Annotated in this window: 14 protein-coding genes; 7 read left to right on the top strand and 7 right to left on the bottom strand. The window is 54.7% G+C overall.

Translation table 11 applies throughout. From position 1 onward, the window contains the following. From NP589_RS14690 to NP589_RS14665, 6 genes are all read left to right on the top strand, one after another. Nucleotides 1–276 (top strand): ATP-binding cassette domain-containing protein (locus NP589_RS14690; RefSeq protein WP_256607663.1); only part of this gene is annotated, 276 nt, incomplete at its 5' end. Then, the gene (locus NP589_RS14685) at nucleotides 273–2684 is read left to right on the top strand and encodes an ABC transporter permease (protein ID WP_256607662.1); all 2412 of its coding nucleotides are present in this window, start codon (nucleotides 273–275) and stop codon (nucleotides 2682–2684) included. The genes NP589_RS14690 and NP589_RS14685, both read left to right, overlap by 4 nt. 47 nt (nucleotides 2685–2731) lie before the next feature. After that, nucleotides 2732–4918 (top strand): PhnD/SsuA/transferrin family substrate-binding protein, encoded by a 2187-nt coding sequence (locus tag NP589_RS14680; protein ID WP_256607661.1) that lies wholly within the window; start codon nucleotides 2732–2734, stop codon nucleotides 4916–4918. Continuing rightward, nucleotides 4915–7101, top strand: a complete 2187-nt coding sequence (locus NP589_RS14675; protein ID WP_256607660.1) for a CHASE domain-containing protein — start codon at nucleotides 4915–4917, stop codon at nucleotides 7099–7101. The genes NP589_RS14680 and NP589_RS14675 overlap by 4 nt, the downstream gene beginning before the upstream one ends. After that, nucleotides 7091–7540 carry a response regulator gene (locus NP589_RS14670; RefSeq protein WP_256607659.1) on the top strand — a complete coding sequence of 150 codons (450 nt, stop codon included), beginning with the start codon at nucleotides 7091–7093 and terminating at the stop codon, nucleotides 7538–7540. The genes NP589_RS14675 and NP589_RS14670 overlap by 11 nt, the downstream gene beginning before the upstream one ends. A 2-nt stretch (nucleotides 7541–7542) precedes the next feature. Next, nucleotides 7543–9207 (top strand): diguanylate cyclase, encoded by a 1665-nt coding sequence (locus tag NP589_RS14665; RefSeq protein ID WP_256607658.1) that lies wholly within the window; start codon nucleotides 7543–7545, stop codon nucleotides 9205–9207. Between the two features lie 187 nt (nucleotides 9208–9394). Here the strand turns inward: NP589_RS14665 and NP589_RS14660 are convergent, their stop codons facing one another. From NP589_RS14660 to NP589_RS14645, 4 genes are all read right to left on the bottom strand, one after another. After that, nucleotides 9395–9808: an RNA recognition motif domain-containing protein gene (locus NP589_RS14660; RefSeq protein ID WP_064007391.1), complete on the bottom strand. Its 414-nt coding sequence runs from the start codon at nucleotides 9806–9808 to the stop codon at nucleotides 9395–9397. Nucleotides 9809–9980: 172 nt separating this feature from the next. Continuing rightward, the gene (locus NP589_RS14655; protein ID WP_256607657.1) at nucleotides 9981–11495 is read right to left on the bottom strand and encodes a phytoene desaturase family protein; all 1515 of its coding nucleotides are present in this window, start codon (nucleotides 11493–11495) and stop codon (nucleotides 9981–9983) included. Next, nucleotides 11477–13069 (bottom strand): aldehyde dehydrogenase family protein, encoded by a 1593-nt coding sequence (locus NP589_RS14650; protein ID WP_256607656.1) that lies wholly within the window; start codon nucleotides 13067–13069, stop codon nucleotides 11477–11479. The genes NP589_RS14655 and NP589_RS14650 overlap by 19 nt, the downstream gene beginning before the upstream one ends. Nucleotides 13070–13072: 3 nt before the next feature. Then, the gene (locus NP589_RS14645; protein ID WP_256607655.1) at nucleotides 13073–14608 is read right to left on the bottom strand and encodes a phytoene desaturase family protein; all 1536 of its coding nucleotides are present in this window, start codon (nucleotides 14606–14608) and stop codon (nucleotides 13073–13075) included. A gap of 292 nt (nucleotides 14609–14900) precedes the next feature. Here NP589_RS14645 and NP589_RS14640 point away from each other — a divergent pair, with 292 nt between their 5' ends. After that, nucleotides 14901–15746, top strand: a complete 846-nt coding sequence (locus tag NP589_RS14640; protein ID WP_256607654.1) for a PA4780 family RIO1-like protein kinase — start codon at nucleotides 14901–14903, stop codon at nucleotides 15744–15746. An 81-nt stretch (nucleotides 15747–15827) separates the two neighbouring features. Here the strand turns inward: NP589_RS14640 and NP589_RS14635 are convergent, their stop codons facing one another. The 3 genes from NP589_RS14635 to NP589_RS14625 form a co-directional block, all read right to left on the bottom strand. Further along, nucleotides 15828–15998 carry a hypothetical protein gene (locus NP589_RS14635; protein WP_256607653.1) on the bottom strand — a complete coding sequence of 57 codons (171 nt, stop codon included), beginning with the start codon at nucleotides 15996–15998 and terminating at the stop codon, nucleotides 15828–15830. Nucleotides 15999–16159: 161 nt separating this feature from the next. Next, nucleotides 16160–18517, bottom strand: a complete 2358-nt coding sequence (locus NP589_RS14630; RefSeq protein WP_256607652.1) for a xanthine dehydrogenase family protein molybdopterin-binding subunit — start codon at nucleotides 18515–18517, stop codon at nucleotides 16160–16162. After that, nucleotides 18514–18981: a (2Fe-2S)-binding protein gene (locus tag NP589_RS14625; RefSeq protein ID WP_256607651.1), complete on the bottom strand. Its 468-nt coding sequence runs from the start codon at nucleotides 18979–18981 to the stop codon at nucleotides 18514–18516. The genes NP589_RS14630 and NP589_RS14625 overlap by 4 nt, the downstream gene beginning before the upstream one ends. Between the last annotated feature and the right edge of the window lie 282 nt (nucleotides 18982–19263).

Here is a 19263-nt window from a genome sequence, read left to right as displayed (position 1 = left end):
TTGCCCAGCCAAGTTTCCGGCGGCCAGCAGCAACGGGCGGCAATTGCCCGCGCCTTGGCTAACGACCCGCCGCTGATCGTCGCCGACGAGCCCACCGGCAATCTTGATGCTGCCACTGCCGATTCGGTGTTCGATTTGTTCGCGCACCTGCGCGATCAAGGCAAAACCCTGGTAATGGTCACTCACAACGAGACCCTGGCCGATGCCGCCAGCCGCAAACTGGAAATCCGTTCCGGACGTATCCATGCGGACAGCAAGCCGGTAACCCTGATTTGAATACGCTCTGGTACAAAGTCTGGGCCGACTTGTGGCTGACTAAAAGCCGCACTGCCCTGGCTATTATCAGCATCGCAGCCGGCGTCTGTTGTGTCGGCACATTATTCGGCATGATCGATTTATTGCTGAGTAAAATGGATGCCGCGCATCGGCAATCGCAACCCTCGCATATCAATCTGATTTTGCGGAACGATGCCGACATCGGTTTGCTGGAGCAAGTCAAAGCCGTACCCGGCGTGGCCGGCGTCGATACCATGACGCCGCTGAGCGTGCATTTCCGGCAACCCGGCGAGACCGACTGGCGCCTGGGTACGCTAATAATCCGCCCCAACTACGACAATCAACTCTTCGACAGAACAGCTTTGCAATCCGGTAATTGGCCGAGCGCGGCTCAAATAGCGATAGAAAACCTCTCCGCCCTGTCCAGCGGGATACAAAGCGGCGACATCGAATTCGAAACCATCTACGGCCCGCAAACCCTGCCTATCGGCGGTATTGTCCGTCACCCCTTTGTTAAACCGCCCAAATTCGGCGGCCAGGTGCATTTTTTTGCCGACGCGGCCCAAGCCGCCCAATTCGGCATTGCGGCGCACAGCTTCCGACAATTATTGGTGCAAATCGCCGATCCTTACCGCAGCGAAACCGCCCGCAGCGTTGCCGGCCAGATTCGCAGCCTGCTGACCGCTAAGCATATCGGCGTCAACGTCACCTTGTTGCAAGACCCGGAACAACATTGGGGCCGGCCGTTTTTGGCCGGCATCAACGGCGTTCTGAAAATCATGGCCTTGGTCTCGTTAGCCCTGGCTAGCGTATTGATTTTAAACACCGTATCGGCCCATATCACCCAGCAAACCGATCAGATCGGCGTGATGAAAGCGCTGGGTGGCAGAACTACAACCATCGCCAAATTGTATCTGCTGGAAATCCTGCTGCTGGCTTTGCTGGCGATAGTCTTGGCCATGCCGCCGGCGCTGGCAGGCGCTTATTTCAGCTCTTGCCGGTTGTTGGCGTTATTCAATATAGCCTGCGGTGAATTTGCGGTTTCGGTGCCCGCCGTTGTCTACATGCTGCTGGGCGGCTTGCTAGCACCTTTACTGGCGGGTTTGGTCCCGATTATGCGCGGCGCGGCGCTGACGGTGCGCATGGCAATCGCCAGTTACGGCGTGGGCGCGGATTTTGGCTACAACCGTTTCGATCTGTATATAGAAAAGTTCGGGGCGCGTTTTCTGCCGACTTTATTCGCCGCGGCGCTGGGGAATTTATTCCGTCGCAAAGCCAGGCTGGTGCTGACGCAAAGTGTGCTGATCGTTGCCGGCGTGATGTTTTTGGTGTTGACCAGCTTGATAGCCTCGCTGGACTTAACGCTGGACCGGGAAATGGCCCGCAGCCGTTATGCCGTGCGGCTGGGTTTTAGTACCGACCAGCCCGAACAAAAAATTCGCGACATCGCCACAGCGGTGGCCGGCACGGAAAATATCGAATTCTGGCAACGATCCAGCATGCAAATAACCAAGGACGGCCTAGCCTTGCCGCAAAAAGGCAGCCTGGGCATGCACATGCTGGCACTGCCGGCAAACTCGAGCATTTATCAACCGCTGATTGAATCCGGACGCTGGTTGCAAGCCCGCGACGCCGGCGAGCGCGTGCTGGTGCTGAGTGCGGATACCGCCGCGCTGAACGGTGTCCGAGCGGGCGACAGGCTGGACGTTGCGCTAGGGACCGATCACGAGAAATGGCAAGTGGTAGGCATCTATCGCTGGCTGGCGGGCAATAGCTATGCGGTGGAACCGGCTTATGCACCGCTGGAAACCTTACGGCGGATTACCCATAGCCGGGATATGGCATCATTCGCATTACTCGATATGCCGGTGGCCGATCTGAACCAGGAAGCCGACTATCTGCGCAACTTGCAGCAGCGTTTTCAAGATCAGGGCGTGCAACTGGATGTTTACACCACACTCGCCAAACTCGAACAAGGCCAATTTGCCCGTAACCAGTTCAAACCGGTATTGAACACCTTGCTGGGCTTGGCCTGCATGATTGCGGCAGTCGGCGGCATCGGTCTGTCCGGCACCTTGGCAATCAGTGTATTACAGCGCATTCGCGAAATAGGCGTATTGCGTGCCATCGGCGCCCCCTCCAAAGTAGTGTTCCGCATGTTTTTACTCGAAGGCTTATTGCATGGCGTTATGGCCTGGTTTCTGAGTATTCCGGTGGCTTATCTGGCCGCAGAACCTCTAGCCAAACAACTCGGACAAACTATGCTTGGCATACAACTGGATTTCAGCTTCGACTTCTGGGCTATTCTGTACTGGCTGATAATTGTGTTCACCGTGGCCTGGATAGCTGCTTTTTGGCCGGCGCGTAAAGCGACCCAGCTAAGCATCAGGGAGTGCCTGGGGCACTGATCGGCTCAGTATTGGCTTTTATGATTATGCGCGGTAACAACTTTTCAATGACTAAAAACGCTTTGCTTAAATCAAGCAAATTTTTACTACTGAGCTGGTGGCTGCTAGCCAGTTTTGCGGTTCCAGCCGACGCGCCGGTGCGCATCGGCGTGCTGGCCTATCGGCCCAAGCCGCAAACTCTGGAACAATGGCAAGCGCTAAGCAAAGTTTTGCACCAAGCCATCCCGGAGCGCGAGTTCATCGTCGAAGCCTTGAACTACGACGAACTGGAAACCGGCGTGGACAGTAAACACTTGGACTTTGTGCTGACCAATCCCGGTCACTATGTTCATATCAGCTATCAACATGGCTTTTCAGCGCCGCTGGCAACTTTGGTCAGGCACGAGAACGGCCGCTCCCACGATATGTTCGGCGGTGTGATCTTCGCGCTGGCCGAGCGTCGGGATCTAAACGCGCTCGGCGACCTGCGCGGCAAAAAAATCGCCGCTACGAGTCAAGATTCCCTGGGCGGCTTCCAGATGCAAGCTTACGAAGCCGCCCAAGCCGGCATAGACATTGTCAAGGCATCCCAATTGGTACTCACGGGTATGCCGCACGACGCGGTAGTGGAAGCCGTATTGTCCGGGCAAGCCGATATAGGCTTCATCCGCAGTGGTGTTCTGGAGGATTTGGCCACAAGAGGCCAGCTCGACCTGGGGCGGATCAAAATCCTAAATATGCAGACATCCGCGACCTTCGCACTGTTATCGACGCAACTTTATCCGGAGTGGCCGTTTGTAGCCTTGCCGAGCGTAGACCGCGAACTGGCAAAAAAAGTCGCCGGCACTTTGTTACTGATGGGCCCCGACCGTATTCCAGGGATTGAGGGCTTTACCATTCCGGCCGATTACAATTCGGTGGAACAATTACTGCGGAACTTGCGCGCCAAGCCCTTCGACGCCGTTCCGCTATTCACGTTGACGGATATTTGGCAACGTTACCCTACACCTGTGCTGGCACTCAGCGCCGGCGTATTCCTGGTGGTGTTGCTCAGCTTGAGCTTGTTCTCGGTGAACCGTTATCTGGCGGCGGAGCGGCGCAGAGTCCGCGAACAAAATATTCGGCTGGCGGACAGCGAATATCGCTGGAAATTTGCTCTGGAAGGCGCTGACGAAGGCGTATGGGATTGGGATATCCTCAGCGGCGAAGTATTTTTCTCGCCGCGCTGGAAGTCGATGATAGGTTATGAGCCCGATGAATTCGCCAATACTTTTGAAGCCTGGCGGGACAGCCTGCATCCGGACGACACTGAGCGGGTGCTTCAAACCCTGACTGACTACTTCGACGGCAAGAATAAATTGTATTGGGTGGAGTTTCGCATGCGCTGTAAGGACGGCCGGCATAAGTGGATACTCGCCAAGGGCATGGTGGTGGCGCACACACCGGAAGGCAAACCGCAACGCATGCTGGGTACGCATGTCGATATCGACAAGCATAAACAGATCGAGCAGGAATTACGACAAAGCCACGATGCCTTGTTACGCTCCAATGTCGATCTGGAACAGTTCGCTTACAGCGTCTCCCACGACATGCGGCAACCGTTGCGCATGGTCTCCGGCCATTTGCAGTTTTTGGAGCGCAATCTCCGGGAATCGCTGGATGAAGACGCGCGGCAAAATCTGAATTTTGCGCTGGAAGGCGCCAAGCGCATGGATGCAATGATCGTCTCGCTGCTGGAGTATTCGCGCGTCGGCCGCAAGACTCAACAAAAATCCTGGATTGCCAGCGATGCGGTCCGCGATGAAGTGTTGCAGTTCGTCGAACCCTTGGCGGCACAATGCCAAGCCAACATCCATTGTCAGGGCGATTGGCCCATCCTGTATGCCAGCCGCGATGAATTGAGCCGCTTACTGCAAAACCTGCTGGTCAATGCTCTGCACTATCGCCAAGAATACCAAGCTCCCATTATCGACATTAACTCCGAGGTCAGTGACGGCTTTTGGCGGCTCAGCGTGCGCGACAACGGTATCGGTATAGACCCTGGACAATTTGAGCGGCTGTTTCAGTTCTTCAGCCGCCTGCAAGCACGCCAGCGTTTTGACGGCACCGGCATGGGCCTGGCTTTGTGCCGGCGCATAATCGAACATCACAACGGCAAAATTTGGGTGGATTCGGCCGGCGAAGGCCAGGGCTCATGTTTTACTTTTGAAATTCCCTTGGGTTATACCTCCACAAGCGATAGCCAACCGACATGAATAATAACCACAAAATCTCGGTTGACGCCCCCCCACGCCCAAGCTTGACCAAACCACGGTATTACAGTCACTGGCTGACGGCAGCAGTCTTGTCAATTACATTGCTGACCAGCTACGAGGCATGGCGGATTGCGGCTCAGGACTTGGAACACGAACGCCGGCTCTATTTCGATTTCCGCGTCCGGCAATTGGTGCAAAGTATCGAGCAACGGCTGGTCACTTACGAGCAAATGTTATACGGCGCCAGAGGCTTATTTGCGGCCTCAGGGCTAGTGCAACGCAACGAATATAAGGAATATGTCTCCGCGCTCAACCTCGACCAACGTTTTCCCGGCATCCAGGGCGTGGGCTTTTCGCTGTGGATTCCTAAAACCGAGAAAGACCGGCATGTTGCCGAGCTGCGCAAACAAGGCTTCACCGATTACGACATCCATCCTATCGGCGAGCGGGATTTTTACACCTCGATTATCTATCTGGAACCGTTTTCCGGCCGTAATCTGCGCGCCTTCAGTTACGACATGTTCTCCGAACCCACCCGCAACCGGGCATTAAGCTATGCCCGCGATAACAACAGCCTGGGTGTTACCGGAAAAGTTAAGTTACTACAGGAAACCGAACAAGACGTGCAAGCCGGCTTTTTAATGTATTTGCCGGTATATAAAAAAGACGTGCCGCACGACACGCTGGAGCAGCGCCGCGCCAACCTATTGGGTTGGGTTTACGCGCCATTCCGGACCAAGGACTTAATGGCCGGCATTGGCGGCGAACAAGAAAGCGATTTGGGATTGGAAATATTCGACGGCGAAACATTAGACGAAGAAAGCCGCATGTACGGCTCGGCACCGCCGGCAAACATTCAACCGCTATTGACCTCCAAGCAACAGATTGTTTTGGCTTGCCACCCGTGGACCTTATTGATTCATGCCGAACCGAATTTTCAAGCGCGGGTCGATCAAGACAAGCCAGCCATTATCGCCGGCAGCAGCGTAAGCCTGAGCCTGCTGTTAAGTCTGCTGACCTGGCAGTTGGTGAACAGCCGCAGCCGGGCGATGGCCCTGGCACAAAACATGACCGCCGAATTGCGCGAGAGCGAAAGCCGGTTCCGAGCGATGGCGGACTCGGCGCCGGTGATGATTTGGCTCTCGGACACAGCCAAGCGCTACTACTGGTTTAATAAAGTCTGGTTGGATTTTACCGGAAATAGCATCGACCAAGAGCAAGGCGAAAATTGGACAGCGGGCCTGCACCCCGACGATAGCGATGTCTGCCGCGAGCATTACAGCCATTGCTTTGATCGGCAGCTGCCCTTTAGCATAGAACATCGCCTAAAACGCCACGACGGTATATACCGTTGGGTGCTCGATACCGGTATCCCGCGTTACGATGTCAATGGCGAATTTGTCGGCTATATCGGCTCCTGTATCGACATTACCGAACCTCGACAAATCCGCATGGCTCTGGAAACCAGCAACGCCGACCTGAGCCGTTTCGCGGAAATATCCGCTCATCACTTGATGGAACCGACTCGCCGCTTCACCAGTTTTACCCAGCGTCTGCGCAGTTCGCTCAGCGCCTACCCGCAGGTATTGGCTGACGAAGACGTCAACGCCAGCCTATGCTATCTGGAACAAGACGCCCAGCGCTTACTGAGTCTGGTGCGCGACATTCAACTGTACATAACCGCCGATCAAGCCCGCGACAAAATCAGCGCGGCGTCTGCCGAAACAGCGGTGAAGACGGTTTTGCGCAACTTTGCCGACAAAATCGCCGCAGTGGGGGCCACCGTCACCGTCAGTCGCTTACCCGATGCCTACATTGATCTCCCGCGGTTAATCGAGCTGTTCAGCCTGTTTCTGGACAATGCGCTGATCCATGGCCGCCCGGCTGATCCGGATCTAGCCTTAAAAATTGAGATTGGTGGCGTATCGGAACAGAACGTAAGTCGTTATCATGTCCGCGATAATGGCTCTGGAATTCGTGCGGAATATCGGCACCGCGTTTTCGAAATCTTCGAGCGCCTAAACTACCGCAATAGCGAGGCCGGCACAGGCATCGGCTTGTCTATTGCCCGCCGCATCGTTGACAGTTGCGGCGGCAAAATTTGGATTGAAAGTACGGCGCAGAGCGGCACCGCACTGGTGTTCGAGCTACCCAATATCGAAGGAAATAAGTATGACGGATAAATCGACTCCGCTGTTCGATGTGCTGCTGGTGGAAGACGAACCCGCCGATGCCCATCTGATAAAAATGAGTTTCAAGGAAAACCGGGTGCGTTGCAATCTGCATCATGTCTGGGACGGTGTCGAGGCGCTGGCATTTTTGCGGCGGCAAGGCGCCGATTATGCCGACGCACCACGCCCGGATTTGATCTTGCTGGATCTAAATATGCCGCGCATGAATGGCCGCGAGTTTCTGGCTAAAATCAAGTCGGAACCGGACTTTGCCAGCATTCCGGCTATTGTACTGACCACCTCTGATATAGAGCGCGATGTAGTAGCGACGTATCAACTTGGCGCCAACGGGTACATTACCAAACCGGTGGATGTCGAACAATTTATCGCGGTGGTTCGGCAAATCGAAGGTTATTGGTTCAACGTAGTGCGCTTACCCAGCAAGCAATAAAAATGACCGAAGCAACAAATTGCTGCGTTTTATTAATTGAAGACGAACCTGGCGACGCCAGTCTGGTTCGGCAATATTTGCGCGCCTCGACCAACCTGCGTTTCGAACTGATCTGGCGCGAGAATTTGGCGGATGGCGAACAAATCATTGCCCAGCAAAAAATCGACGTGGTGCTGGTGGATTTAAGCTTACCGGATTCGCGCGGCCTGGATACGGTCAGGCGTATCCGTAAAGCGACCAGAGTACTGCCGATTATCGTGCTGACCGGGCACGACGATACCGAGTTTTCTCTGAAGGCTCTGGACTGCGGCGCGCAGGATTATCTGATCAAAGCCAGCATCGACACCGACAGCCTGGTCAGGGCCATACGCTACGCGTTGACTCGGATCAGCTTGGAAAAACGGCTTTACGAATCCGAACAACGGATGGGCATGGCCTTGCAGAGCGCAAGCCTGGGCCTATGGGACTGGCACATTCCCAGCGGGAAGGTTATCTTCAACGAACTGTGGGCGTCGATATTGGGGTATACGCTCGACGAAGTCGGGTCCGATATCGACATTTGGAAACGCTTGGTGCATCCGGACGATTGGCAAGTAGTTAAAGCCTCTCTGGATCCGCATTTGCGCGGGGAAACCGACCTTTACTCCGCGGAACATCGCTTACTCCACAAGCAAGGCCATTGGGTCTGGGTACACGATACCGGCCGGGTGCTGGAATGGGATTTTCATGGTCAACCGATCCGCGCGGTCGGCATCCATCAGGATATCAGCCTGCGCAAGGCGTCGGAGTTGCGCGACCACTTGCTGGTGTCGGCCCTGGAAACAGTGGAACACGGTGTCGTCATTACCGATGTAAATGCCAATATCGAATGGGCCAATAAAGCCTTTGAAACGCTGACCGGCTTTAGTCGCCACGAAGCTATAGGTATGCGGCCCAACGAGCTGGTCAAATCCGGCAAGCAAGACCCGACGTTTTATCAGAATTTATGGGACACCATACTGTCCGGAAACACTTGGCGTGGCGAGATCGTCAACCGGCGCAAAAATGGCGAACTGTATGACGAAGAGCTGGTGATTTCCCCCGTCAAGGACCAACAAGGTTGCATACGGCATTTCGTCGGCGTCAAGCAGGATGTCAGCGAACGCAAACGCATACAATCCGAGCTCTGGGAATTGGCGACGACCGACGGCTTAACCGGCTTTTTAAATCGCCGACACTTTATGGCCCGCCTGGAAAACGAATTTGCCAGGGTGCAGCGCAATAATCACCGGGTAGCCGTGTTAATGCTGGATCTGGATCATTTTAAGCAGATTAACGACGGTTACGGACACCCCACCGGGGACGCGATGCTGCAACACTTTGCCGGCATTATTCGCGCGGAATTGCGCAAGATCGATGTCGTGGGCCGAATTGGCGGCGAGGAGTTCGCGATATTCATGCCAGAGACCGACGCCGAACCAGCCATAATAATTGCCGAACGCTTACGTAACGTACTAGCCGATACACCGCTGGTTATCGATAAGCATACGATTTCGATAACCGTCAGTATCGGGATTGCCTTGATGCATGCCGATAGCGGCACGGCGGATTGCGTATTGACCAAGGCTGATAAAGCGCTATATACCGCTAAGGAAAATGGCCGGAACAGCGTACGTGTCTGGCTTTAAGCGCCTAATGCAAAAATTGCACAACGCCTTTAAGAGGCCGTCGTAAAAACCCCCTCTGCCCGCGGGAGAGGGTTGGGGGGTGAAAATCTATAAATTATTGTTTTGTATACACTCATCCTAACCTTCTCCTTTATACCCAGTGGGTACGGAAGGAGACAGGGCTGTTTCCACTTTTACGACAGCCTCTTTAAAGAGTGATCGGATAGAACACGTTGGAAAAATCGACATAAATTTCCACACTATCGCCGCGGCGGCGGTCCTGAATGCGTTTGTCGATAATGTCCTGCGGCACCGGCAAGCCATTGCGGCGCCTGTCATTTTTGACATCACGCTGCTTGTAACATCGGACCAAAACCTCACAGCCGTTAAATAACAGACCGTTCAGATTCTTGATAGCGCGGATACCGGCCTCGTCGGAACTCACCGACACCAAGCCGTGATGTTCCAGCTGATTGGTGCGCCTGTCCCGAATCACCATCACATCGACCGTTATTACTTGCTCGGCTTGTGCTATTAAATCTTCACTAACCGCCATCGCCACGTAAAAATACAATTCGTTGGGACGGGTCGGAGCCGGGATATTCCGAAAAAAAAGCAGCATAAAATCTAGCTAACAGTAAGCATACAAAATAAGCCGGAAGCCGCTTAATACAGCGTTTCCGGCGCGGATGCATTATGCCGGGTTCAAAACCTGAGCCATGCACAATGCCGAATAAGTGTAGGCTTAAATTTAATGGGCTTATCGAAATCCGGATTTTTTTGTCCGCATGGAGTTAGCCTTGCCCCAAATCGGCCAAAATCTTATCCCGCACCAATTGCCCGGACAAAGTCACCATCGGCATGCCGCCGCCGGGATTGACGCTACCGCCCACGAAATACAGATTGGTTAACTGCGCGCTGCGTTGCGGGGCCTTAAAGCCCAGGTTTTTCCAGCGATCCGCGACCACGCCGTAAATCGAACCCAGGTTGGAATAATATTTGGCCTGAATATCCAATGGCGTCCAGTATTCCTCGGTGACGATGTGCTTGCGCAGATCAGTCAAGCCCATCCGTTCCAGCTTAGCCAACACCCGCTCGCGGAGCGCCCAGTAATCCTCCGCCGACAGCGGTTTATCCGGGTTGATATGCGGGATGTGCGGCAGGATTTTGATAATCTCGCAGCCGTCCGGCGCCTGACTGGGGTCGGTTTTACAGGGCGCCACCAGATAAATGGTCGGATCGTCGGACAATTTGCCGCTATGAAACACCGCATCGAAATGCTCGCGCGGATGATCGGAATAAAAGAAGTTGTGGTGCGCCAATTGCGGATACAGCCGATTCACACCCAAATGCAAAACCAGACCCGAACAAGTCGGCTCGAAGCGTTGCATTTTTTTGAGTTCCGCCGGAGAGCTATGCAGCAGTTTGTCCATGGCTGGAATCACTTCCATATTCGACACCACAATGTCCGCCGCCAATACTTCGCCGCCTTGTAATTTAATCCCGCTAGCCCGGCCTCCCTGATACTGAATTTCTTCGACTTCCGTGTTCAGGCGTATTGTCACGCCCAACTCTATCGCCAGCTTTTCCATGGCTTGCGCCAAGCCGTACATACCGCCTTTTACGTACCACAAGCCGTATTCATATTGAATATAAGGCATCAGATTCATCAAGGCCGGCGAGTCGTAGGGCGAAGAGCCGACGTACTTGATGAAATAATTGAGAATATCGACCAGTTTGGGATGAGTAATAAAGCGTCTCACTCCCTGATCCATTGAGCGAAATACGTCGAAATTCAAGGCCCGAATCGGACCGTAAAACTTCAGTAATTCCCAAAAGGTATCGAGGCCCGTGGCAAAATAGCCAGCTTCGGTTTCAGTGCCCAGTTTTTTGGAATAGGCCATGAAGCGAGAGAACTCCTCAGCCGTGTTCGGGCCAAGTTTGTCCAACTCACGACGCTGGTTTTGTTCGTCTTCGCATAAATCGATAGTGGTGCCGTCTTCGAAGAAATTGCGCCAGTGCGGCTCGACTTTTTCGATGCCGACATAATCGGCCATACGTTTACCGACTTTGCTGAACAGCGCTTCAAAGATATGCGGCATAGTCAGGATCGACGGCCCCAGATCAAAGGTAAAACCGTCTTTGGTCATGATATTCAGCTTACCGCCGACCTTGTCATTCTTCTCGACCAGCTCCACCGCAAAGCCTTCGCTAGCTAGCGAAATCGCTGCGGACAAACCGCCCAGACCGGCGCCGATGATGACGACGCGTTTATTATTGTTTTGCTTCATCAGTAGTCCCGTTTCCATGACAACAGTAATTTAAGATTTTGCCAGCGTTGCGTTAAATCGAAGGCTGAATATTCCCGAAACGCTTGCAGCGCCGGCCAGTTGCGTTTGATGCGCTGTACCAACGAACCTTCGCCGTAGACAAAGTCCATATAGCCTTTAAAGTCCCGGTAGCGTTGTTCGGAATATGGAAACCAGTTGGGTTCCTTAGGCAAATGACTGCGACTGGTCATGCCGGCCACCGGATAGGTGAAACTGCGTAAACCCTCCGCGCCGTGATACCGACCGAAACCGCTTTTTTTCACACCGCCAAACGGCAAACCGGGATGGCCGATATTTTTGATGACATCGTTGATCGCCCAGTTACCCACTTCCAGTTGACCGGCGACCCGCTCGGCTTTTTGAATATCCTGGCTCCAGACGCTGGCATTCAAGCCAAACTCGCTGTCGTTGGCCAAACGGATTGCTTCGGCTTCATCGGCAAAGGCCATCACTGGCAACAACGGCCCGAAGCTTTCCTCGCGCATCACCCGCATGACGTGATGCACATTCCATAGAACGACCGGTTTGAGGTGATTGCCTTGCCTTTCCAGCGGCCCGGAGGCCTGGGCGCCTTGGGCGATGGCGTCTTGATAATGCGCTTCGACTATCGCAATTTGCCGCTCGGTGGTCATCGCACCCAAATCGCCTTGCCCACCATGGCCGACCTGCAACTGGGCAACTCCGTTCTGTAACAGTTTTAAAAACTGATCGTGACAGTCTTGCTGCACATACAAGCGCTCCACCGAGACGCAGACCTGACCACTATTGCAAAACGCGCCGTACAAGGCTGCATCGGCGGCACGCTGTAATTGCGCGTCGTTGAACACCAACATCGGGTCCTTGCCGCCCAGTTCCAGCAATACCGGAATCGGGTGTTCTGCGGCGCGCTGCATCACGGCTTTGCCGCTGTTTAGGCCGCCAGTAAAAAATACCAAATCCGGGCTGGCGTCGATCAATTGCGCGCCGGTTTCGCCGTCGCCCACCAGCCACTGCACCAAACCTGGCGGCAGATCCAGTTGCTTGAACAAGTCGACAATCAGTTGCCCAACCGGCAAACTCAATTCCGAAGGTTTCAGGATCACCGCGTTGCCGGCAAACAAGGCTGTCAGCATCGGCCCGACCGAGAGTTGGAACGGATAATTCCATGGCGAAATCACTGCCACCACGCCAAACGGCCGACGTTCGATCCCCGCAGTAGCGCCAGGAAAGGCAAACGGCGAGGTGGGAATGCCTCGATAAGACAAGATGTTGGCGGCATGCTTTTGGTAGTAACGCGCCAAATCCAAAACAGGATAAATCTCGCCCAGCAAGGCCTCGGTGCGGACTTTGCCGGTGGTCAGGCTGATTAATTCGCAAATCGAATCCAGCTCAGCCATTAACAAGGGCACCAGCTTGGCCAAGATTTTAGCTCGCTCGGCAACCGGCCACTTGGCCCAAATTTGCGCGGCTGAGCGGGCAGCACGCATCTGCTGCTGAATTGCCGCCACCTCGCTAACCGGAAAGTCGCCCAGCACCCGGCCATCGACCGGTGAAACGGCCTGCATCGTCGCCATCGCTTAAGCCTTGGCTTTTTTCAGCCAGGCACTTTGCTGAATTTCCTTGAAATTCACCCGGTGTTTGCGGGAAATCAGATTCGAGGAAATCCGCGCCGATTCGTAAATGGTCGGCAATCCGCTGCCGGGATGAGTGCCGCCGCCAACCAGATAGCAGTTATCCAGTTCTTCGAAGCGGTTATGCGGCCGCCAATACAACATCTGGCTGAACTTATGCGACAGACTGAAGGTAGCACCCTTGTAAACGTGCTCGTCGCTTTCCCAGGTGCCGGGGGTGATGATTTTTTCGCATTCGATATGTTCACGAATGTCGGTCAAAGCCAGACGCTCTCCCAGGGTATCCAGTACTTGCTCACGCACATCGGCGCAATGGGCTTGCCAATCGACACCGCTGTCGTTATTGGGCATCGGTACCAGCACGTATAAGGCTGACTTGCCTGGCGGAGCCAAGCTGTCATCGGTGACGGAAGCATTTTGCACGTAAAACGAAAAATCTTCGGTCAAGGTTTTATTGCTGAAGATGTTACTAATATTGGTGCGGTAATCCTTGGCAAACACAATCGTGTGATGCGGCAAATCGTATTGCTTGTCCAGGCCCAGATAGAGCATGAAGGTCGAGCACGAGTACTCGCGCTTTTTCAACTCTTCGTGATCGTATTTGCGCAAGGTACCGGGCTCCAGCAGGTGGGTCATCGCATGGGCAAAGTCGGCGTTGACAATGACTTCGTCGCCGCGCACTTCTTCGCCATTCTTTAATTTCACGCCTTTCGCTACCCCATCCTCGACAATCAAAGACGCAATCTCGGCATTTAAATGAATTTCACCGCCGGACTCGGTGACGACTTGCGCCATCGCCGAGGCGATGCGGTTCAAACCGCCGGCCACGTGATAGATGCCGTATTCGTGCTCCAAATACGGCAGCATTGTAAACAAAGCCGGACACTCCCAGGGCGACATCCCTAAGTACTTGGATTGGAAACAAAAGGCCAAGCGCATTTTTTCCTTATCAAAATACTGACCCAGGTTTTTAAAGACGCTTTTCGGAAACGCCAACCAAGGCAAGGCCTTGATCAAATCCAGCGAGAAAAACGAGGCCAGCGTCGAATAATCCCGGGTTATACAGGGGTACAAGCGGTTGAAACGGCTGCGCTCGTTATCCATGAAACGCTCATAGCCGGCACTGCCTTCATCGAATACCCGCTCCAATTCGGCGCGCATATTTTCCCGGTCCGAGTAGACATTGATCTCGCGATCGTCGTACAGCAAACGGTACATCGGACTCAACGGCATGAACTGCATATAGTCCTCACTACGCCGACCGCACAGTTCAAACATTTCGTCCAGCACGCCTTTCATCAGCAAAAAAGTCGGGCCGGTATCGAAAGTAAAGCCGTCCATGGTGATGGCCCGGTTGCGGCCGCCAACATTGGGATGTTTATCGAAAATGGAGACTTTAAAGCCGCGATGGCTCAATAACATGCCGGCGCATAAGCCGCCCGGACCGGCGCCGACGATGATGATGTGTTTGGAATTGGCCATGTCTGATTGTGAATCGGTTATTGCCGAAGCATTTTATTTAAAACCGGCTAATGTACCAGCAAAACGGCAAAAGTGAGCCACTTGGCAGTTTCGAACCGAAATAAGGCCAGGCAGACCGGATTAAATTTGCGTCAATATGCTCTTCATAACGACGTGAATAAACCATTCACCGATGCCAGACTGCTATCTATTTCTACTGTTTAAAGCTGGAAAGCCCGTTTCCGGTGGTTCGGAGCCATCAATTTGTCGAAGTATTGAGCTAAACTCAAGCCAGCACGGCATAATAACTCTCATGAAAACACCGAAAAGACTCGAACCTTTAATCGATAGCGGCCTGGTCGACGAAGTCATTGGCTCATTGAAAAGCGGCAAGGAAGCAGCCGTCTACGTGGTGCGTTGCGGCACCGAAATCTGCTGCGCCAAAGTTTACAAAGACGCCGACCAGCGCAGCTTCAAGCAAAGCGTTCTGTACCAGGAAGGCCGCAAAGTCCGCAACAGCCGCCGCGCCCGCGCGATGGAAAAAGGCAGCAGCTATGGTCGTAAAGAGCAGGAATCAGCTTGGCAAAATGCCGAAGTGACCGCCTTATACCGTCTGGCCGACGCCGGCGTCCGGGTACCCAAACCCTATAACTTTATCGACGGCGTGCTGCTGATGGAACTGGTCGCCGATGGGGACGGCCACCCGGCGCCTAGACTCAACGATCTGGAAATGCCGGCGGAACTGGCGCGCCAATACCACGCGTTTCTGATCGGCCAGATCGTGCGGATGCTCTGCGACGGTCTGGTACATGGCGATCTATCCGAATACAACGTGCTGGTCGGCATCGATGGGCCGGTGATTATCGATTTACCGCAAGCCGTCGATGCCGCCGGCAATAACAACGCCCGCGCGATGCTGGAACGGGACGTTGCCAATATGGCCGCCTATTTCGGCCAGTTCGCGCCGGAGTTATTGAAGACTAACTTTGGCAAGGAAATGTGGAAGCTGTATCAAACCGGCGATTTGCGTCCGGAAACCAACCTGACCGGCCATTTTGAGGACAGCGCTAAACCGGCCGATTTGCGCAGCGTCATCCGCGAGATAGACGCGGCGAGGGAAGAAAACGAGGCCAAGCAGCGTTTTTTACAGACTCCGTAATTCGCTGCCTCCAACAAATTGCACACAAGAAAAAGCCGGTGTTACCCGGCTTTTTCTTACTGCTTGGAACCGCTAGCACTATCAGGCATAGGTATCGATTTTGCTGCCTTTTCTAGCATCGTTATCGCCATCGGCATCTTTCACAACAGCTTGTACGGGCGGCGTTGCTACCTGCTGATTAGCTGCGGGCTGTTTAGGTTGATTGGTGATTGGGAAATACGGCGTTGAACCTACTCCCGATACGGATGACATGGTTTATCTCCTTTGGATTGAATAGTACCCGCCATGTTTCGGCTGGCATCCGGTTATCGACCGGTTTTGCCAAAGCTTTAAACGGCGGACTTAAGCTGTCACGATCCGCAAAAAACCGGGGATGGCAAGCCAATTTAGCTGGCCGCCATCCAGAAAAGTCCTCAATCCTTCAAAAGCTGATCCCGTATCGGTAATTGCCGTATGCGCTGACCGGTGGCCGCGAAAATCGCATTGCACAGCGCCGGCGCAATTGGCGGCACGCCCGGTTCGCCAACCCCGCCCAAAGGAGTATCGAATTCGGCGGACGGCAGCAAATGCACTTTAATTTCGCGCGGCGCATCGTCGACGCGCGTGAGCTGATACGCGTGAAAATTGTCCTGCTGGGCCGCGCCGTTTTTAAAGCTGATTTCGCCCAGCGTCGTCAAACTGACACCCATGATGCAAGCGCCTTCAATCTGCGAGCGAATCCGCTCGGGGTTGACTTGCGGACCGCAATCGACAGCCACATCGACTCTAGGGATGCTCAATTTACCCGCGTCATCGACCGCGACCTCCACTACGACAGCCACATAGGTTACGAAGCTGTAATGCGCGGCCAGTCCCAAGCCTTGGCCCTTGGCCAGCTGACGGCCCCAACCGGCTTCGCGAGTCACCGTTTCGATCACGCGGCGTAAACGACCGGTATCGACCGGGTAAAGCGCGGGCGATTCGCCGTGATTCCAGGTGTCGTTTAAACCGGCCGGGTCGATACGCCGCACCGGACCGATGATGTCCAACAGAAAATCCCGGTGATCGCGTCCGGCTGCCGCCGCCATTTCAGCGACAAAGGACTGCACGGCAAAGGCATGCGGAATATTGGACACCGAGCGAAACCAGCCGATACGGGTATGCGCCGCAGCCGGGGGATTTTCGATGCGGAGATTATCGATTGCGAACGGCACGTTGATCACGCCCATCCCCAACTCCACCGGCATCTGTTGCTTGCTGTCCGGCCCGAACGTAGAAGAAATAGTGGGCGCCGCGGTTCTATGCAGCCAGGCTACCGGCTTGCCCTGCGCATCCAAACCCGCTTCCAACCGCTCCAAGGATACGGTATGGAAATAGGAATGATGCAGATCGTCCTCGCGGGTCCAGGTCAGTTTCACCGGTTTGCCTTGCATCGCCTGCGATAACAAAGCCGCTTCGATAACATAATCGGGTTTGGATTTACGCCCGAAACCGCCGCCCAATAAAGTTACGTTGACCGTCACTTTATCTTCCGGCAGTTTCAGCCATTTGGCGACTATATCCCGCGTCAACTGCGGCGCCTGGGTGCAGGTCCAGATTTCGCAATGTCCCTTGACTATACGCGCCGTCGCCGCCGGCGGCTCCATCGGCGCTTGGGCCAGATGCGGCAAATAATATTCCGCCTCCAGGCGTTTGACCGCGCCTTGCAATGCGGCATCGACATCGCCTTGTTGGCGCACCACTTTACCCGGCTGGCGGACAGCGGCTTCCAGTTCGGCTTTGTAGGCTAGCGAATCGTAGCTGGCGTGGATGCCGTTGTCCCATTCGATTTTCAAGGCGTTGCGGCCCTGAATCGCCGCCCAGGTGTTGCTGGCAATCACTGCAACACCACCCAACGGATTGAATTCCGCGGGTAGCGGACTGCTTGGCAGTTCCACGATCTTTACGACACCCGGCACTTTAAGGGCGGCGCTGGCATCAAATTTTAACAGCTTGCCGCCCAACACCGGAGGCCGCGCCACTACGGCATAAAGCAAGCCCTTCAACTGCGTATCGATGCCATACATGGCGCGTCCGGTCACAATATCTCGGCCATCGTAAACGCCTTGCCGGCCTTTGCCGATGTAGCGAAATTCCGTCGAATTCTTCAAACGTAACGTATCTCGGTCTGGCACCGGCAGTTTTGCCGCCGCTTTGGCCAGTTCGCCGTAGCCTAAGGTTTTGCCGCTGGGCACGTGCAGCACTTGGTGTTGCTCGGCGCGCACTTCCGTTACCGGCACGCGCCAGCGCGCGGCAGCAGCAGCTTCCAGCATTTGTCTGGCAGCCGCACCGGCCCGGCGCATCGGCATAAAAAAGTGGCGCATGCTGCGCGAGCCGTCGGTGTCTTGATTGCCGAAGCGTTTTTCGTCGCCGGGCGCTTGCACGACACGCACCCTGGACCAATCGGCTTCCAGTTCATCGGCCACCACCATCGGCAAACTGGTACGCACGCCCTGCCCCATCTCGGAACGGTGACAGATGATACTTACCGCGCCATCGGCGGCAATGGCCACAAATACCAGAGGACTGTCCACCCAGCCGTGCGGCATTGCATCGGCACCGAACTTGCCGGCCGCGGCCGGCTCGGCAGTTTCATCCGCTCTGAGCAGCGTAGGCAGGCCCACGGCCAATACAAAGCCGCTCAACGCGAACTGTTTGATAAAAGTCCGGCGGCTGACATTGTCGATCACATAAGCGTCGTCGGCAGCGCTCTGATCGGTATTTGCTAGCAGAAATTCGGCTGAGTTTTTCATGATTGTCCCTCCGGCAAACCGGCGGCCTGCTTGATCGCGGCGCGAATCCGCGGATAAGTGCCGCAGCGGCACAGATTGCCGCTCATGGCTTTATCAATCTCGGCGTCGCTGGGTTGCGGATGCTGTTTCAGCAGTGCGGTAGCTGCCATGACTTGTCCGGCCTGACAGTAGCCGCATTGCGGTACTCCCAGATTCAGCCAGGCGTCCTGGACCTTTTTACCGGTCTGATCCTGCTCTATAGCTTCGATAGTGACAATTTTTTTGCCGATCACAGCCGAAATAGGCGTGACGCAGGCACGGGTCGGCTCACCGTCGATATGCACCGTGCAGGCGCCGCATAATGCCATGCCGCAACCGTACTTGGTACCGGTCAAACCCAGTTGGTCGCGCAGCGCCCAAAGCAGTGGCGTGTCAGCCGGCAGATTTATCTTGCGGCTTTTACCGTTGATATTAAGCGTCGTCATGAGTTTTCTCGCTTCAGTCGGCAGTTGATAACGGCGCCGGCACATTCATCAACCACATCGGCGCGATAGTTCTCAGCATGGTACACGGGCGGGATTGGGCAGTAAAGGCGCTTGGCCTTGAAACAAGCTGAAGCACTGGTGGCTAGTCACTTTAGTTGTTATGGGATATTGATGAAGACCAGGAATGATACTGATGACGGGCCTCTAGCTATCTCCCGACCTAGAAGCTTGCGTCACCAGCACCACCCATGATTTGCGCTAATCCCCTGCTGGTTGCCATGC

Source organism: Methylomonas rosea, assembly GCF_024505055.1.
Classification (GTDB): Bacteria; Pseudomonadota; Gammaproteobacteria; order Methylococcales; family Methylomonadaceae; genus Methylomonas; species Methylomonas rosea.
The sequence above is the reverse complement of the archived record's forward strand: the minus strand, read 5'-3'. Positions and strand labels throughout refer to the sequence as shown.

Coding starts and splice junctions, on each gene's coding strand:
- NP589_RS14680 (WP_256607661.1), top strand. CDS start 2,732: ATGACTAAAAACGCTTTGCTTAAATCAAGCAAATTTTTACTACTGAGC.
- NP589_RS14675 (WP_256607660.1), top strand. CDS start 4,915: ATGAATAATAACCACAAAATCTCGGTTGACGCCCCCCCACGCCCAAGC.
- NP589_RS14670 (WP_256607659.1), top strand. CDS start 7,091: ATGACGGATAAATCGACTCCGCTGTTCGATGTGCTGCTGGTGGAAGAC.
- NP589_RS14665 (WP_256607658.1), top strand. CDS start 7,543: ATGACCGAAGCAACAAATTGCTGCGTTTTATTAATTGAAGACGAACCT.
- NP589_RS14660 (WP_064007391.1), bottom strand. CDS start 9,808: ATGCTGCTTTTTTTTCGGAATATCCCGGCTCCGACCCGTCCCAACGAA.
- NP589_RS14655 (WP_256607657.1), bottom strand. CDS start 11,495: ATGGAAACGGGACTACTGATGAAGCAAAACAATAATAAACGCGTCGTC.
- NP589_RS14650 (WP_256607656.1), bottom strand. CDS start 13,069: ATGGCGACGATGCAGGCCGTTTCACCGGTCGATGGCCGGGTGCTGGGC.
- NP589_RS14645 (WP_256607655.1), bottom strand. CDS start 14,608: ATGGCCAATTCCAAACACATCATCATCGTCGGCGCCGGTCCGGGCGGC.
- NP589_RS14640 (WP_256607654.1), top strand. CDS start 14,901: ATGAAAACACCGAAAAGACTCGAACCTTTAATCGATAGCGGCCTGGTC.
- NP589_RS14635 (WP_256607653.1), bottom strand. CDS start 15,998: ATGTCATCCGTATCGGGAGTAGGTTCAACGCCGTATTTCCCAATCACC.
- NP589_RS14630 (WP_256607652.1), bottom strand. CDS start 18,517: ATGAAAAACTCAGCCGAATTTCTGCTAGCAAATACCGATCAGAGCGCT.
- NP589_RS14625 (WP_256607651.1), bottom strand. CDS start 18,981: ATGACGACGCTTAATATCAACGGTAAAAGCCGCAAGATAAATCTGCCG.